We start from the raw sequence: 16947 nt of genomic DNA, 5'->3' as shown, positions 1-16947 counted from the left end.
CTGCCCCTGCCCTCTAAATCCCATCGAAACAACACCCCTTACCAATCAGGTGCTGCAGCGATCACTTGAGCCTGCCCGGCGTGTCACCGTACAAACACGGGCGCTCGGCAGAAGGACGGCCTACTTGGCGTTGTCGTACTTGTCCATCGCGTCGTTGAGTCGCTGCAGCGCCTCACCGTAGTCGGCGAAGTTGCCGCTCTGCTGCGACTGCCGCACGGCCTCCATGGCCGACTTGATCTCCTGCAGGGCAGCGGCCTTCGGACCCGACAGCTGCACCGGGCCACCCGGAGCCGGCACCGCCGCCACCGGAGTGGGCACCTCGGGCGCATTGGCCTGCGGCACATCGGCGTTGGCCGGTGAGGCCGGCTTGTCCGCGGGCGCCGGACTGCCCGGCGCGGGCGCGGGACCGGTCGCGGTCACGCCCGCGCCCTTGCCGAAGATCTCATCGAGGGCGTCACGAACCGTCGGCCCGTACCCGACCTTGTCGCCGTAGAGCATCGCGACGCGGATCAGGCGGGGATACGACGACGCGGCGTCGGTGTTGCCCGGCGAGGCGTAGACCGGCGCGACGTAGAGCAGACCACCCTGGCCCACCGGCAGGGTCAACAGGTTGCCCCAGCGGATCCGGTTCTGGTTGTCCCGACCGATGACACCCAGGTCCTGGGTGACCGCGGTGTCCGTGCTGATCGCGGTGAACGCCAGCTTGGGACCACGGACCGCATCACCCGGAATGGTCAGGACGGTGATCCTGCCGTAGGTGTCCGGATCGGAGCTGGCGCTCATATAGGCGGCCAGGAACTCGCGGCGGAACCGGTTCATTGCGCTGGTCAACTGGAAGGACTCCGAGTTGTTGTCCAACGCAATGTTTCTGGCGACGATGTAGTACGGCGGCTGATAGCTCGAGGCCGTCGGGTTCGGATCCAGCGGGACATCCCAGAAGTCCTGCGCCGAGAAGAACGTGATCGGGTCGTCGACCTGATACTTCGCCAGCAGCGCGCGCTGAACCTTGAACAGGTCCTCCGGGTACCGCAGGTGCTCCTGCAGTTCCTCGGTGATGTCGCTCTTGGGCTTGACGGTGTTGGGGAAGACCTTCATCCACGCCTGCAGCACCGGATCGGTCTCGTCCTGCGCGTACAGCGTGACCTTGCCGTCGTAGGCGTCGACAGTGGCCTTGACCGAGTTGCGGATGTAGGACACCTGCTTGTCGGGGATCAGGCGGTTGACCGCGACCTCGTTGGAGTCCACCGTGGTGTTCGACAGCGAGGTCAACTCCGAGTACGGGTAGTTGTCCAGCGTGGTGTAGCCGTCGACGATCCACACCATGCGCTTGTTGACGATCGCCGGGTACACGCTGGTGTCAGCGGTCAGCCACGGCGCGGCCGCCTTGACACGCTCGACCGGGTCGCGGTTGAACAGGATCTTGCTCTCCGGGCCGATCACGTTGGAGAACAGGAAGTTCCGTTCCGCGAACTTCGCGGCGAACACGGAGCGGGCCAGCCAGTTGCCCAGCGGGACACCGCCCGACCCGGTGTAGGTGTAGTTCTTGGTCTCGGTGTTGGTCTCGTAGTCGTATTCGCGGTCGGGCCCGTTGGAGCCGACGATCGCGTAGTCGGCGGGTGCGGCCGCGATGATCGGACCGAAGTAGACGCGGGGCTGATCCAGCGGCGCGGGACCGGGCGAGACCACGCTGCCGTTGGCGCCGACGACGCTGGCCAGGAACTCGGGGTAGCCACCGTTCTGGTTGGGGTCGTTGGCGATCCCGCGCACGGTGTTGGCCGGCGAGGCGATGAAGCCGTTGCCGTGCGTGTAGACCGTGTGACGGTTGATCCAGTCCCGCTGGTTGTCGGTGAGCCGCTCCGGATTGAGTTCACGTGCGGCCACGACGAAGTCACGCAGCTCACCGCCGGGCAGCGAATACCGGTCGATGGACAGGTGCTCGGGGAAGCTGTAGAAGTTCTTGCCCTGCTGGAACTGCGTGAACGCGGGGCTGATGATCGTGGGATCGAGCAGTCGGATGTTCGAGATCGTGGCGCGGTCGGCCGCGATCTGCTGGGCCGAGGTCGGCGCATCGCCGCTGTAGTTGCGGTAGGTCACCACATCATCGGTGAGCCCGTAGGCCTGTCGCGTGGCGGTGATGCTGCGACTGATGTACTCGCTCTCCTTCTGAGCGGCGTTGGGCTTGACGCTGAACTGCTCGACGACCAGCGGCCAGCCCGCGCCGACCACGAGCGACGACAGCAGCAGCAGCACCAGACCGATCGCCGGGATGCGCAGATCACGCAGCACCAGCGCCGAGAAGACCGCCACGGCACAGATCACGGCGATCGCCAGCAGGATCAGCTTGGCCGGCAGCACCGCGTTGATGTCGGTGTAGCCCGCGCCGGTGAACGGCTTGCCGCCGCGGGTGTGGCTGAGCAGTTCGTAGCGGTCCAGCCAGTAGGCGGCGGCCTTGAGCAGCACCAGGACACCGACGAGCGCGACGAGCTGGATGCGGGCGGCCTTGGTGACCACACTGCCGCGGTTGGCGAGCCGGATGCCGCCGAAGATGTAGTGCGCCACCAGGTTGGCGACCAACGCCAGGAACACCGCGAAGAACAGCAGGGACAGGACCATCCGGTAGAACGGCAGGTCGAACGCGTAGAACCCGAGATCCTTGCCGAATTCGGGGTCGGTGACACCGAAGTCGCCGCCGTGCAGGAACAGCTGGATCTGCTTCCAGTTGTTCTGCGCCACGAAACCGGCGATCAGGCCGACGAAGGCGGGAATGCCCAGCCCGATCAGCCGGAGCCGGGTCAGCACCGTCGTGCGGTACCGCGCGACGGGGTCGTTGGGGCCGGCGGCGGGGACGAACACCGGCCGGGTGCGATAGGCGAGTGCCAGGCCGGCGAACACGATCGCGCCCATCAGCAGGAATGCCGCCAGGAACAGCACGAGGCGAGTGACGATCTCGGTGGTGAACACCGAGCGGTACCCCAACTCGCCGAACCACAGCCAGTTGACGTAGGTGTCGATCAGGCGTGGCCCCAGCAGCAGCAGCACCACGGCCACCACTGCGATCGCAATCAATACTCGACTACGCCGAGTCAGGTTCGGCATCTTTGCGGCCGGCCGCATTCCCACAGGTGGACTCCCGGTCAGTGCTGATCAGACAGTGCCCCAACTGTACGCAACGCCCGAGCGCACACCGCAGGTCACCTGACTAACAACGCGGAGGTTCGCCACCGGCTGAAAGTGTCTTCAATGCGTCGACCGCCCCTGCCAGCGTCTCGACCTTCACCAGTTCCATACCGTCCTGGGCCCCCGATCGGGCCTCGTCGCAGTTCTCCGCCGGCGCCAGGAACACCGTCGCGCCGGCCTCCTTGGCAGCCAGCATCTTGTGCGTGATGCCGCCGATCCCGCCGACCGTGCCGTCCCCGGCGATGGTCCCGGTGCCCGCGACGAACTTCCCGTGGTTGAGATCCCCGGTGGTCAGCTTGTCGATGACGGCCAGGCTGAACATCAGGCCGGCCGATGGGCCGCCGATGTTGGCGAGGTTGAAGTCGATCGAGAACGGCGCCCACGGGGCGTCCCGGACACCCACGCCGACGTACCCGTAGTCACGGTCGTCGTTGGAGCCCAGCGTGATGGTCGCGGTTCCCGGTGGTGCGTTCTTGCGGCGGAAGTCGACGACCACCTGATCGCCGGGTCTGGTCTTCTTCAGCAGCGTCGTGAACGCCTCGACGTCGGCCACGGGAGTGCCGTTGACGGCGTCGATCGCGTCACCGGACTGCAGCTTGCCCTTGGACGGACCGTCGTCGTTGACGGTCTCGACCGTCACGGCCCGCGCGTAGTCGAGGAACCCCAGCGCCGCGTACTCGGCGGTGTCCTCGGAGTTCTTGAACTCCTCCTTGTTGGCCTTGTCGACGTCGTCGCGGCTCTTCTCGGGCGGGTACACCAGGTCGCGCGGCACGAGCTGTTCGCGGCCCGACAGGTACAGCGCCAGCGCCTGGCCGAGCGTCAACCCGTCGCGCTGCGACACCGTGGTCATGTTCAGATGTCCCGAGGTGGGCTTGACCTCGGTGCCCTCGATCGCGACGACCGGTTTGCCGTCGTAGGACCCGAGGGTGTTGAACGTGGGCCCGGGTCCCAGCGACACGAACGGCACGGTCACCACCGCCAGCAGCGCGCCGAACACCACGATCGGCACCAGCGCGACCACCAACGTCAGAATCCGCCTGTTCACGCCGCCCAGATTAACCGCGCAGGTTCACTGAGAGCGTGACCGGCGGGCGCGCAACCCGTCTGGGCGGTGAGTACCGTTGAAGCCATGTCCGACCTGCCCTTCGGGTTCTCCCCCGGCGACGACCCCGACCGCGACAAGCGTAAGAAGGACCCGGGCGGCCCCACCGATCCGTTCGGGTTCGGCTCCGGCGACATGGCTGACCTCGGGCAGATCTTCACCCGACTGGGCCAGATGTTCTCCGGCGCGGGCAGCGCGATGGCCAGCGGCACCAGCGGCGGCCCGGTCAACTACGACCTGGCGCGCCAGTTGGCCACCAGCTCCATCGGTTTCGTCGCGCCCATCGCGCCGGGCACCACGTCGGCGATCTCCGATGCGGTGCGGCTGGCTGAGACCTGGCTCGACGGCGCGACCGCACTTCCGGCCGGCACCACCAAGACCGTGGCCTGGACGCCGTCGGACTGGATCGACAACACCCTCGCCACCTGGAAGCGGCTGTGCGATCCAGTGGCCGAGCAGATCTCGACGGTCTGGGTCTCGGCCCTGCCCGAAGAGGCCAAGGCCATGGCGGGCCCGCTGCTGTCGATGATCTCCCAGATGGGCGGCATGGCATTCGGCTCGCAACTGGGGCAGGCGCTGGGTCGGCTGTCCAAGGAGGTGCTGACCTCCACCGACATCGGCCTGCCGCTGGGCCCGGCCGGCACCGCGGCGCTGATGCCCACCGCCGTCGAGGAGTTCGCGTCCGGACTCGAGCAGCCCCGCAGCGAGGTCGTGACGTTCCTGGCGGCGCGGGAGGCCGCCCACCATCGCCTGTTCAGCCATGTGCCGTGGCTGTCCAGCCAGCTGCTCAACACCGTCGAGTCCTACGCCAAGGGCATCAAGATCGACATGAGCGGCATCGAAGAACTGGCCCAGGGCTTCAACCCCGCCTCCATGGCCGACCCCGCGGCCATGGAGCAGCTGCTCAACCAGGGCATCTTCGAACCCAAGACCTCACCCGAGCAGGCGGCGGCGCTGGAGCGTCTCGAGACCCTGCTCGCCCTCATCGAGGGCTGGGTGCAGACCGTGGTGTCCGCGGCCCTCGGCGACCGGATCCCGGGCACCGCGGCGCTCAGCGAGACCCTGCGTCGCCGCCGCGCCAGCGGCGGTCCGGCCGAGCAGACCTTCGCCACGCTCGTCGGGCTCGAACTGCGGCCCCGCAAACTCCGTGAGGCCGCCGACCTGTGGCAGCGGCTCACCGACGCGGCCGGTATGGACGCCCGTGACGCGGTCTGGCAGCACCCCGACCTGCTGCCGTCGGCGTCGGATCTCGACGACGCCGCGGGTTTCATCGACCGGGTCATCGGCGGCGACACCAGCGGTATCGACAGCGCGATCGCCGAACTGGAGAAACAGCTTCGCGACGAGGCCGAGTCCAAGGACCCCAAGGACCCCGACGGCCCCGACGCCTGACCTGTGGACAGCTGAGCACCCGGCGCCCGGTCGGCGTGGCACAGTCCGGCCATGCCGCGCCGGATCAGCCTCGACCCCTCGATGCCGGTCTTGCTGAGGCCCGACGGCGCCGTCCAGGTCGGTTGGGATCCGCGCCGCGCCGTCCTGGTCCAGCCTCCGCGTGGCCTCACCGCCGGCGGCATGGCCGGGGTGCTGCGGCACATGCGCTCCCCGGTCGACGTCGGTGACCTCACGGCCGAGGCGACCCGCCTGGGTCTGACCGACGCCGGGGAACTCACCGCGGTGATCGACGCCCTGGAGTCGGCCGGGGTGGCCCACACCGGCGCGCCCCGCCGAGCCGGCCGCGCCGCCGCGATCCGCGTGCACGGCCGCGGTCCCCTGACCGACATGCTGGTCGACGCGCTGCGCGGCACGGGTGCGCGGGTCAGCCACAGCAGCCGGTCGCACGCCGCGGTGCGGGCCGAGACGACCGACCTCGTCGTCCTCGCCGACTACCTCGTCGCCGACCCGCGGATGGTGCGCGACCTGCACGCCGCGGGTGTGGCGCACCTGACGGTGCGGGTGCGCGACGGCACGGGTGTGGTCGGCCCGCTGGTCATTCCCGGTGTCACCAGCTGCCTGGTGTGTGCCGACCTGCACCGCATCGACCGCGACGCGGCATGGCCGGTGCTCGCGGCGCAGCTGCGCGACACCGTCGGCGTGGCCGATCACTCGACGGTGCTGGCCACGGTTGCCCTGGCGTTGGCTCAGGTGCAGGCCGTCGTCGCCGCGGTCGACGGTTCGGGAACGCAGCCCGCCCCGCCGAGCCTGTCGGCCACCCTGGAGTTCGACGTGCGCGCCGGCAGCATCGCGACCCGGCATTGGCCACGGCACCCGCGGTGCTCATGTTGAAAACGTTTGTTGCCAGTTCGGTGTCATGTGGGGTGCGGCCGTGGTGGATGATGGTCTGGTGGCAGAGATCAAGCGCGGAAGTGTGGCACGAAACGCGAAGTTGGCCGGCCTGGCAGGTGGCATGGCAGGACGCGCGGCGGTGGGGTTCGGCAAACGACTGACGGGCAAGTCGAAAGACGAGGTCAACGCCGAATTGGTAGAGAAGGCCGCCGACCAGCTGTTCAAGGTGCTCGGCGAGCTCAAGGGCGGCGCGATGAAGGTCGGCCAGGCCCTTTCAGTGCTCGAGGCCGCCGTTCCCGAGCAGTTCGGCAAGCCTTACCGGGAGGCGCTGACCAAGCTCCAGAAGGACGCGCCGCCGCTGCCGGCGGACAAGGTCCACCGGGTCCTCGACGCCCAACTGGGCACCAAGTGGCGGGAGCGCTTCCAGTCCTTCGACGACACGCCCGTCGCCTCGGCGAGCATCGGCCAGGTGCACAAGGCCGTCTGGAAAGACGGCCGCGAGGTGGCCGTCAAGATCCAGTACCCCGGCGCCGACGAAGCCCTGCGGGCCGACCTCAAGACCATGCGGCGCCTGGTCGGCGTCTTCAAGCAGTTGGCGCCCGGCGCGGACGTGCAGGGCGTGGTCGACGAATTGATCGACCGCACCGAGATGGAGCTGGACTACCGCCTCGAGGCGGAGAACCAGCGGGCCTTCGCCAAGGCCTACGACGGCGACCCGAAGTTCCTGATCCCGCACGTGGTGGCCAGTGCACCCAAGGTCGTGGTGGCCGAGTGGATCGAGGGCATTCCGCTGGCCCACATCATCCGCGAGGGCACCCAGGAACAGCGCGACCTGATGGCGACTCGACTGTTCGAGTTCTGCGACGACGCGCCGCGGCGCCTCGAGATGGTGCACGGCGACGCGCATCCGGGGAACTTCATGCTGCTGCCGGGCGACAAGCTCGGCGTGATCGACTTCGGTGCGGTGGCGCCCATGCCCGGCGGGTGGCCCGTGGAACTGGGGCAGATGCTGCGCTACGCGGTCGACAAGAACTACGACAAGCTGCTGCCGACCATGGAGCGCGTCGGCTTCATCCAGAAGGGTGAGCAGGTGTCGACCAGCGAGATCGACGACATGCTGCGGCAGTACGTCGAACCGCTGGAGGTGCCGGTGTTCCACTACACCCGCAAGTGGCTGCAGCGGATGACCAACGTCAACTTCGAAAAGGTCTCCGGCCAGATCAAGACCGCCCGGCAGATGGACATCCCACCGAAGCTGGCGATCCCGATGCGTGTCATCGCCTCGGTGGTCGCGATCTCCTGTCAGCTCGACGGACACGTGCCGACGCGGCGGATCGCCGACGAGATGGTGCCCGGGTTCGCCAACCCCGACGCCGTCTGAGCACAGACACGCGAAAGGCCCACCGTCACACGATGTTTCGTGTGACGGTGGGCCTCGCCGGTTGATCAGGCGGCGACGACGTCCTTGCGTGGCCGGCCGCGGGGGCGCTTGTGCGCGACCACCGATCCACGCTCGATGATCTCACCGCCCCACACGCCCCAGGGCTCTGCGCGGTCCAGCGCGGCCGACAGGCACTGCCGCCTGATCGGGCACTGCGCGCACAGCACCTTGGCCTGCTCCAGTTCGGCGGGAGTCTCGGCGAACCACAGGTCGGGGTCACCGACATGGCACGGCAGCACCGGCAGTTTCTCCTCGCGGACTGTCAGGGCTGACATGTCCTTTCACCTGCTTCCTGGTCTCGTGGGCTGAGTTGCTTGTCCTCGAGATCCGGGCCGGTGGTGGGAATGACACCAAAAGAGATTGGCCACGGATCCGGTGACTTTCGGTCCGTGGCCAATGTGGCTGTGTCGTGGGCTCCTAGGGGGAACCCCGATACGCGGACGCGAAGGTCGCGGCGGCGGGACGGCGCTTACGCGGCGCAGCGTGGGCCTGTCCCGCCCAGGCGGCGGCAGCCGCCGGGATATGCGCCGCGGGGACGGCAGCTGCTGAAACGAAGACGGCCCCCTGGGCATGCGCGGATACGGCGGCTACGCCGACGTTCATGGCGGTGCTGATCATCGTGGGGACCTCCTTCCCAGCGCTCGCGTGCGTGAATGGTGCGGGTTCGAGGCTAGACCGTGCGCCGGTGGAACCACAAGCGATTTTCTGACCTGCGGTTTCAGCCCCGGCCGTGCACCAACTCCAAGACGTCGGCACCGAACTGCTCCAACTTGCGCGCGCCGATACCCGAGATCGACGTCAGCGCCGCGTTGTCGGTGGGCCTGGTCTCGGCGATCGCGATCAACGTGTTGTCGCTGAACACCACGAACGCCGGCACCTTGAGCTCCTGTGCCGTACGCAGCCGCCACTCCTTGAGCCGAGCGAGCAGATCGGTGTCGATGTCGGACGCGCAGGTCTCACACCGCCCCAGGATCGACGCGGCGGCGGTGGTCAGGTTGGCGTTGCAGACCCGGCAGCGCTTGTTCGCCGCCGCCCGCTGCCGCCGCGGGGCGCTGGGCCCGGTGTCCCGGCCGGTCTGCGGGGCGATGCCGTTGAGGAACCGTGACGGTTTGCGCGTCTGCCGGCCGCCCGGCGTCCGGCTCAGCGACCAGCTCAGGGCCAGGTGCACCCTGGCCCGGGTCACTCCGACGTACAGCAGGCGCCGCTCCTCCTCGACGGCCTCACTGTCCGGGCCGTGGGCCAGCGCGTGCGAGATGGGCAGTGTGCCGTCGGTGAGCCCGACGAGGTACACCGCATCCCATTCCAGGCCCTTGGCCGCATGCAGCGATGCCAGCGTCACCCCCTGCACGACGGGTGGATGCCGGGAGTCGGCACGGATCCGCAGTTCGGCGACCAACGCCCGCAGGTCCAAGTCGGGACGCGCGGCGACCTCGTCGTCGACCAGCTGCGCCAGGGCATCGAGCGCCTCCCAGCGTTCCCGCACCCGCGCACCCGTCGGCGCCTGGTCGGTCAGTCCCAGCGGCTCCAGCAGTCTGCGCACGACCTCCGGCAGATCCTCTGCTGCCGAATCCTGTTCGGCGGCGCGCTGCAGGACCACCAGTGCCTGCCGAATCTCCTGGCGACTGAAGAACCCCTCACCGCCGCGCACCTGGAACGCCACACCCGCCTCGGTCAGCGCCTCCTCGTACACCTCGGACTGGGCGTTGATCCGGTAGAGCACCGCGATCTCCGCGGGCGAGACACCCGACTCGATCAGCGTGGTGATCGACTTGGCGACGGCCTTGGCCTCCGCGACCTCGTCGGGGTGCTCCTGAAACGTCGGCTCCGGCCCGGGATCACGCTGGCCCACCAGATGCAGTCTGCTTCCCGCGACGCGTCCGCGCGCGGCGGCGATCACGCGGTTGGCCAGCGACACCACCTGTGGGGTGGATCGGTAGTCACGCTCAAGGCGCACCACGGTGGCGTCGGGAAAGCGGCGGGAGAAGTCCAGCAGGTAACGCGGGGAGGCGCCGGTGAACGAGTAGATGGTCTGGTTGGCGTCGCCGACCACCGTCAGGTCGTCCCGTGAGCCCAACCACGCCGTCAGCACGCGCTGCTGCAGCGGTGTGACGTCCTGGTACTCGTCGACGACGAAACAGCGGTACCGGTCCCGGAACTCCTGGGCGACGGCGGGATCGTTCTCAATGGCGGCCGCGGTGTGCAGGAGCAGATCGTCGAAGTCGAGCAGTGCGGTCTCACCGCGCGCCTTGAGGCTCTCGTACCCGGCGTAGACCGCCGCAACGCGCTGCGCGTCCAACGGGACGTCGCGGGAGACCTTCGCGGCCTCGGCCGGGTACAGCTCAGGCGTGATCAATGAGGCCTTGGCCCACTCGATCTCACCCGCGAGGTCGCGCACGTCGTCGGTGCTGACCTTGAGCTTGGCCCGGTTGGCGGCCTGGGCGACGACGGAGAATTTGCTGTCGAGCAGCTGCCAGCCGGTGTTGCCGACCACCCGGGGCCAGAAGTAGGACAACTGCCGGCGCGCCGCGGCGTGAAAGGTCAACGCCTGCACCGACCCGACCCGTGGTCCGTCCGGCTCGGCGGCCTCCATCGCACGCAGTCGGCTCCGCATCTCCCCCGCGGCACGGGAGGTGAAGGTGACCGCCAGCACCTGCCCCGGCGCCACCTGCCCGGCCGAGACGAGGTGGGCGATGCGGTGGGTGATGGTGCGGGTCTTGCCGGTGCCCGCACCCGCGAGCACGCACACCGGCCCGCGGGCGGCCAGCACCGCCTCGCGCTGTTCCTCGTCGAGGCCGTCGATGGGCATGCCGATCATCATCCCAGGGCCGGGTGACAAGATGGCGGCATGACCGTGAGTGACACCCCGCTGATCATGTACTCGACGTCGTGGTGCGGATACTGCCGCCGGCTCAAGACCGCGCTGAAGTCGGAGAACATCAGCTACACCGAGGTCGACATCGAGGCCGATCCCGCCGCGGCCGATTTCGTCGCGTCGGTCAACGGCGGAAACCAGACGGTGCCGACCGTGAAGTTCGCCGACGGCACGACGATGACCAATCCGAACATCCGCGAGGTCAAGGCCAAGCTCGCGAGCTGAGCGACCTCTCCCCTGTCCGCGAGCGGCCGCTCTACTGTCCGCGAGCGGCCGGGTTTGTACAGGATTTGCGGCGTGTCGGCGTACAGACACGCACGCTCGCGGGGGGACGGCAGGGCGCTCGCGGGGTGGCGGTCAGTCCTGCTCGGCCCAGGATTCGATGATCTCCCGGGCGATCGAGATCGAGCCCGGCAGAAGCAGTTTCGACTCTGTCGCGGCCGCGCTGGACCAGTCCCCCACCCGCAGCGCGGCACGCACCTCGTCGCGGGTGAACCAGTGCGCTTCGGCGATCTCGCCGTCGGAGAACACGAACTCCTGACCGGGGTCGGCCAGTGCGTGGAAACCCACCATCAGGGAGCGCGGGAACGGCCACGGCTGGCTGCCGAGGTAGCGCACGTCGCGCACCGCGATGCCGATCTCTTCGGAGATCTCGCGGATCACGCACGTCTCGAAGGACTCGCCGGCTTCGACGAATCCGGCCAGCAGCGAGAACATCCGCTCGGGCCAGGCCTGCTGCCGCGCCAGCACGACCCGATCCGCGCCGTCGTGCACCAGGCAGATCACCGCGGGGTCGATCCGCGGGAACTCCTCCACGCCGGTGACCGGGTTGATCCGCGCCCACCCGCCTTTGATCGCGCGGGTCGGCGCACCGTCGACCGGCGAGAACCTCGCACTGTCATGCCAGTTCAGCAGCGCGGTCGCGGTGGACACCAGCTGCGCGCTGACGTCGTCGAAAACCCTTCCGGTGCGCCGGATGTCGAGGACCGTGGCGTCCGACGCCTCATCCGGCGGCACCAGCGGCGCGCGGATGGCCCAGACGTGCCTGCCGTCGTCGATGCGCCCGAGGAACACCGCGTCGTCGGGGGGCGTGTCGCCGAGATCGGCGGTGCCGCCGAGGGCCACCCGGCCGTCCACGATGAGCACCTGTCCGCGGTTGTCGACGCGCAGGACCGCGGCCGACGCCCAGCCCTCGACAGCCGCGTCGACGTCGGTGCGAAGGTGATCGGAGCGGTCGGCCCCGACCCGCGACAGCAGGGGCGTGTTGCGCAGGGTGAAATCAGGCACGGTCTTCGCCTCCGCTTCGGACGTAGAGCAGTCGGTCGCCGAGCTCGAGCGCGTCGACCTCGGGATCGTCGACGCGGTGCAGGTTTCCGTCGCGCACCACACCCAGCACGATATCGACCAGGTGTTTGGGGGACCCGCCGACCTCTTTGCGTTCCACATCGCGTTCGGCGACCGCGAAACCCTCGTCCGGGGTCAGCAGGTCCTCGATGAGTTCCACCACATTGGGTGTGCTGGTCGCGATGCCGAGCAGGCGGCCCGCGGTCTCCGAGGAGACCACCACCGAGTCCGCGCCGGACTGCTGAAGCAGGTGCTGGTTCTCGGCCTCCCGGATCGAGGCGATGATCTTGGCCGTCGGCGCCAGTTCCCGCGCCGTCAGCGTGACCATCACCGCCGTCGGATCACTGTTGGTGGCGACGATGATCGACTTGGCGTGCTGGGCCCCGGCCAGGCGCAGCACGTCGGACTTGTTGGCGTCGCCGCGCACGGTCACCAGACCGGCGGCGCTCGCGCGGTCCAGTGACGCCTGATCGGTGTCGACGACGACGATCTCGCCGGGCGGGACGCCGTCACCGATCATCGCCGTGACGGCCGTCTTCCCCTTGGTGCCGTAGCCGATGACGATGGTGTGGTTGCGCACGGTGTTCCTCCAGCGCTGGATCTTGAGGGCCTGCCGCGACGCCGCGGTCAGGGTCTCCACGGTGGTGCCGATGAGCACGATCAGAAACGCCACCCGCAGCGGCGTGATGACCAGGACGTTGATCAGTCGCGCGGTGGGGGTGACGGGGGTGATGTCGCCGTAGCCCGTCGTCGACAGCGACACCGTGGCGTAGTACAGGCAGTCCAGGAAGGACAGGCCGCCGGGCACCGGCTCGTCGGAGATGTCGCGGTAGCCGTCGCGGTCGAGGTAGACGATGATCACCGCCGCAAACAACGCCAGCAGGGCGTAGATGACGCGCATGAAGATCCTGCGTCCCGGGCTGACGAACTGCTCCGGGATGTGCAGGTGTTCGACCAGCGCGGCGTCCGGCTTGGCCGTCAACGTCTCGTCCAGTCGGCGCAGGCGCCTGCGCATTCTGTTTTTAGCCACGATGCTCTGTCATCGACACCGGCACTGCTCGCCGCACGTCATCATGTAACCATGACGTCCTTCCGTTCCGCGCCGGGAACCGCCCTGACCGACTCCGACCGGCGAGCCGGAGCACGCGCCGCGCACAGGCTGGCCGCCCTTCTGGGTGGTGTCGGGGTGCTGCACTTCGTGGCGCCCGCGCCGTTCGACTCGATCATCCCGGTCGAGCTTCCCGGCAGCGCGCGCACGTACACCTACGCCTCGGGGGTCGCCGAACTGGCCACCGCGGGCCTGCTCGTGGCACCGCGCACCCGCAGGGTGGGCGCCGCGGCCGCGGTGGCCCTGTTCCTCGCGGTGTTCCCGGGCAACCTCAACATGGTCCGGCTGTGGTGGGGCAAGCCCTGGCCCATGCGGGCAGCCGCCCTCGCCCGGCTTCCGCTGCAGATTCCGATGATCACCGAGGCGCTGAAGGTGCGCCGGCTGTCGTGATCGCCGGGTCGGCCTCACGCAGCAGCTGTTCGAGTTCCTCGCGGGTGGGCAGATCGTCGGGCTCCAGCGTCTGACCGCTGCGGACATAGTGGAAGGCCCCGCGCACCGACGACTCCGGGCAGCCGTTGAGCGCGGCCCAGGCCAGCCGGTACACCGCGAGCTGGATCGCCGCCGTGCGCATGCCGTCGGCGTCGGCGGGTGGGGCGCCGGTCTTCCAGTCCACCACCGTGAATCCGTCCTCGTCCGCGAACACCGCATCGATGCGCCCCCGCACCACGCGTCCGGCGACGGTCATCTCGAACGGCACCTCGATGTCGATCGGCGTGCGCGCGGCCCATCGCGAACTCATGAACTCCGCCTGCAGGTCCGCCAGTTCCTCGGCCTGGGCCCGCGCGTGCTCGCCGTCGACCGCACCGGGCAGGTCATCGAGGTCGAACAGCCGATCCGCGCCGTAGAACCGCTGCACCCAGTCGTGGAAGGCCGTGCCGAGCAGGGCATGTGGGTCCGGCCGCTGCGGCACCCGGCGGCTCAACCGGGCCAGTGCCGCGCCCGCGTCCTTGCCGAGTTCGACCAGGGTGCTCACCGACAGCAGGTTCGGCAGGGCCGCCGACGCCGCGGCGGGCCGCTCGGCGCGTTCGGCCAGCAGTGCGTCGACGTCGGCGACCCACCCGTGCTCGTCGCCGTCCGCGTCGACCGCACCACGCATCGCTGCGGCGACCAGGGCGGCGCCCCGCTCGACCTCGACCCGCACGCCGGCCAACGGATCCACCGGCCAACTGGCTTCGACCACGTTGTCCCGCAACGGGTTCTGCTCCGATGACGGCGGGTCGGGGGCCCACTGCACCACCTCACCGCAGGGGTGCCCCTCGGCCGCCGCGGTCTCGATGATGTCCTTGAGTTCGCACAGAAAGTCCGACGGGCCGCGCGGTTTGGTCTCGGTGGCTCCCCAGTGGTGACCCGAGAGCAGCAGCGTGTCCTCCGAGCGGGTGATGGCCACGTAGAGCAGTCGGCGCTCCTCGTCGATGCGCCGCTGTTCCAACTGTGCGCGATGGGCGTCGATGGTGTCCGACAGCTGCTTTCGGTGGGTGACCATGTCGGTGTCGAGGACCGGAACCCCGTGCGCCCCCAGTTCGGCGCGGTCACCGCGCAGCAGCGGCGGCAGATCGGCCGGATCGGTCAACCATGTCCGCGCGTTCGCCGTGGACGGGAACACCCGGGCCGACAGGTGCGGGACCGCCACGATCTCCCACTCCAATCCCTTCGCCGCATGCACCGTCAGCACCTGGATCCGGTCCGCGGACACCGACACCTCGGCGGGCGCCAACCCGTTCTCCACGTCCTCGGCCACCGTGAGATACCCCAGAAGACCATGGACATCCGTGCGCGCCAACGGAGTTCGGGACGCATAGGCATCGACCACCGCCGCGAACGCGTCCAACTGCTCGGCGCCGAGTGAATCGGGACCGACATGGCGGGCCCGCACCTCGGTGTCGACACCCAACCTGCGGCGCACCTCGGCCACCAGGTCCGGCACGGGCCGATCCAGGTGCCCGCGCAGCACCGTCAACTCCTCGGCCAGCGCACAGATGCGCTCGTAGCCCGCGGCCGAATACTCCTCGGCGGGACCGGGATCGCAGATCGCGTCGGCCAGCGAGGCCACGTCGGTGTCGGGACGCAGCTGGCTGAGCACCTGATCGACGGACCCCTCGTCACGGGGGCGGTCGTCGAGAGCACGGGCCCGGTTCCACAGCGCGGTGAGGTCACGGGCACCCAGGCGCCATCGCGGTCCGGTGAGCACCCGCATCGTCGCCGCTCCCGCGGTCGGATCGGCGACCGTGCGCAGCATCGCGACCACGTCGGCGACCTCGTCCACGGCGAGCAGGCCCGCCAGGCCGACGACCTCGACGGGAAGTCCGCGGGCCCGCAGGGCCTCGGCCATGGGGACCGCGTCCGCGTTGCGCCGCACCAGAACCGCCGCGGTGGGCGGGTTCTGCGGTCCCGCTGCCGCGAACGCCCGCGCCATCTGGTCGGCGACCCACTCCCGCTCGACGGCCACATCGGAGAGCAGCGCGCAGCGCACCGTGCCGGGGCCGGCATCCGGACGCGCCCGCAGTTCACGCACCTCGACCGACCGGCGCCGGGCCTCAGCGGACACGGCGTTGGCCACCTGCAGCGTGCTCGGCGGATTGCGCCAACTGGTGCGCAGTTCCAGCGTCGGGGCCGGTGTCCCGTCGGCGCACGGGAAGTCGGTGGCGAACCGGGGCAGATTGGTCGCCGACGCCCCGCGCCACCCGTAGATGGACTGGATCGGGTCGCCCACCGCGGTCAGCGCCAGCGACTCGTCGACGCCGCCGCCGAACAGGGCCGACAACGCGACACGCTGCGCGTGCCCGGTGTCCTGGTACTCGTCGAGCAGCACGACCCGGAAGCGTTGCCGCAGGGCCGCTCCGACAGTCGGAAAGCGCGTCACAAGTTGGGCCGCGGCCGACATCTGCATGCCAAAGTCCATCGCCTTCTCGGCCCTGAGGCGCTGGTGCAGCGCGTCGATGAGGGGCACGAGTTCGGCCCGCTGGGTCTGGACGGCCAGCATCTTCAGCAGCCACTGGTTGGGTCCGCGGTCCCGCTGATTCGGGCCCGGCGGCAGCGTGTGCACGAGCCGTTCCAGTTCCAGGTGGGTGTCGCGGAGTTGGTCGGTGCTGACCATGTGTTCGGCCAACTGGGCGGACAGCCCCAAGACCATCCGGGTCACCGCCGCGGGTGTCTTGTCGGTCTCCAGATCCCCGGGGTGGGCGCAGACGACGTCGAAGGCCAACTGCCACAGTTCGGTCGCGCTGAGCAGCCGGGTGTCGGGCTCGACGGGAAGCAGCAGACCGTGGTCACGCAGCAGCGATCCGGCGAAGGCGTGGTAGGTGCTGACGGTGACGGGTTCGCTCGGACTCGCCTCGACCAGGCCGGTGCCCGCCAGCCGCGACAGCCGCGACCGGACGCGGCGCAGAAGCTGGCCCGCGGCCTTGCGGGTGAACGTCAGACCCAGGACCTGCCCGGGCGTCGCGAAGCCGTTGGCCACCAGCCACACGACCCGCGCCGCCATGGTCTCGGTCTTTCCCGCACCGGCGCCCGCGATGACGACCAGCGGTCCGAGCGGGGCCGAGATGACGGCCGCCTGCTCGTCGGTCGGCGTCGGCAGGCCCAGGGCGGCGGCCAGTTCGGCCGGACTGTACTGCGGCATG

The 16947-nt window shown here is 69.3% G+C and carries 12 protein-coding genes; 5 read left to right on the top strand and 7 right to left on the bottom strand.

Annotation, left to right across the window (positions count from 1 at the left end):
• Positions 1–120: 120 nt before the first annotated feature.
• Both A5727_RS04825 and A5727_RS04820 read right to left on the bottom strand, forming a co-directional pair.
• Complete coding sequence (locus A5727_RS04825; protein WP_068245302.1) at positions 121–3120, bottom strand: UPF0182 family protein; 3000 nt, start codon at positions 3118–3120, stop codon at positions 121–123.
• Positions 3121–3199: 79 nt separating this feature from the next.
• Positions 3200–4222, bottom strand: a complete 1023-nt coding sequence (locus A5727_RS04820) for a YlbL family protein (RefSeq protein WP_068245299.1) — start codon at positions 4220–4222, stop codon at positions 3200–3202.
• 66 nt (positions 4223–4288) lie between these two features.
• Here A5727_RS04820 and A5727_RS04815 point away from each other — a divergent pair, with 66 nt between their 5' ends.
• From A5727_RS04815 to A5727_RS04805, 3 genes are read left to right on the top strand one after another with little or no spacing between them, the layout of a single operon-like run.
• Positions 4289–5671: a zinc-dependent metalloprotease gene (locus tag A5727_RS04815; protein ID WP_197507588.1), complete on the top strand. Its 1383-nt coding sequence runs from the start codon at positions 4289–4291 to the stop codon at positions 5669–5671.
• A 51-nt stretch (positions 5672–5722) separates the two neighbouring features.
• On the top strand, positions 5723–6562 hold the full coding sequence (locus tag A5727_RS04810) for a cyclodehydratase (protein WP_068245292.1): 840 nt from the start codon (positions 5723–5725) through the stop codon (positions 6560–6562).
• A gap of 43 nt (positions 6563–6605) precedes the next feature.
• Complete coding sequence (locus A5727_RS04805) at positions 6606–7943, top strand: macrolide-binding ATPase MABP-1 (RefSeq protein WP_068245385.1); 1338 nt, start codon at positions 6606–6608, stop codon at positions 7941–7943.
• Between the two features lie 65 nt (positions 7944–8008).
• Here A5727_RS04805 and A5727_RS04800 read toward each other — a convergent pair whose 3' ends face one another.
• On the bottom strand, positions 8009–8278 hold the full coding sequence (locus A5727_RS04800; protein WP_068245289.1) for a WhiB family transcriptional regulator: 270 nt from the start codon (positions 8276–8278) through the stop codon (positions 8009–8011).
• Between the two features lie 443 nt (positions 8279–8721).
• On the bottom strand, positions 8722–10821 hold the full coding sequence (locus A5727_RS04795; RefSeq protein ID WP_068245286.1) for an ATP-dependent DNA helicase UvrD2: 2100 nt from the start codon (positions 10819–10821) through the stop codon (positions 8722–8724).
• 27 nt (positions 10822–10848) lie between these two features.
• On the opposite strand from A5727_RS04795, the gene A5727_RS04790 reads away from it, so the two are divergent.
• A complete protein-coding gene (locus A5727_RS04790; RefSeq protein WP_068245283.1) occupies positions 10849–11100 on the top strand; it encodes a mycoredoxin in 252 nt (83 codons plus the stop codon).
• Positions 11101–11232: 132 nt separating this feature from the next.
• On the opposite strand, the gene nudC is transcribed toward A5727_RS04790, so the two are convergent.
• Positions 11233–12162 (bottom strand): NAD(+) diphosphatase, encoded by a 930-nt coding sequence (nudC, locus tag A5727_RS04785; protein ID WP_068245280.1) that lies wholly within the window; start codon positions 12160–12162, stop codon positions 11233–11235.
• Positions 12155–13249 (bottom strand): potassium channel family protein, encoded by a 1095-nt coding sequence (locus tag A5727_RS04780; protein WP_068245277.1) that lies wholly within the window; start codon positions 13247–13249, stop codon positions 12155–12157. Before A5727_RS04780 ends, nudC begins: the two co-directional genes overlap by 8 nt.
• Before the next feature lie 51 nt (positions 13250–13300).
• Between A5727_RS04780 and A5727_RS04775 the strand changes: the two genes are divergently transcribed.
• The gene (locus A5727_RS04775) at positions 13301–13717 is read left to right on the top strand and encodes a DoxX family protein (RefSeq protein ID WP_068245274.1); all 417 of its coding nucleotides are present in this window, start codon (positions 13301–13303) and stop codon (positions 13715–13717) included.
• On the opposite strand, the gene A5727_RS04770 is transcribed toward A5727_RS04775, so the two are convergent.
• Positions 13683–16946, bottom strand: coding sequence for an ATP-dependent helicase (locus A5727_RS04770; protein WP_068245270.1), 3264 nt, complete (start codon positions 16944–16946; stop codon positions 13683–13685). The two genes, A5727_RS04775 and A5727_RS04770, sit on opposite strands and share 35 nt — an antisense overlap.
• Between the last annotated feature and the right edge of the window lies 1 nt (position 16947).

This window comes from Mycobacterium sp. ACS4331 (assembly GCF_001667265.1).
Classification (GTDB): domain Bacteria; phylum Actinomycetota; class Actinomycetes; order Mycobacteriales; family Mycobacteriaceae; genus Mycobacterium.
Note: the sequence above shows the minus strand (reverse complement) of the source record. Positions and strands in the feature narration are given on the sequence as shown.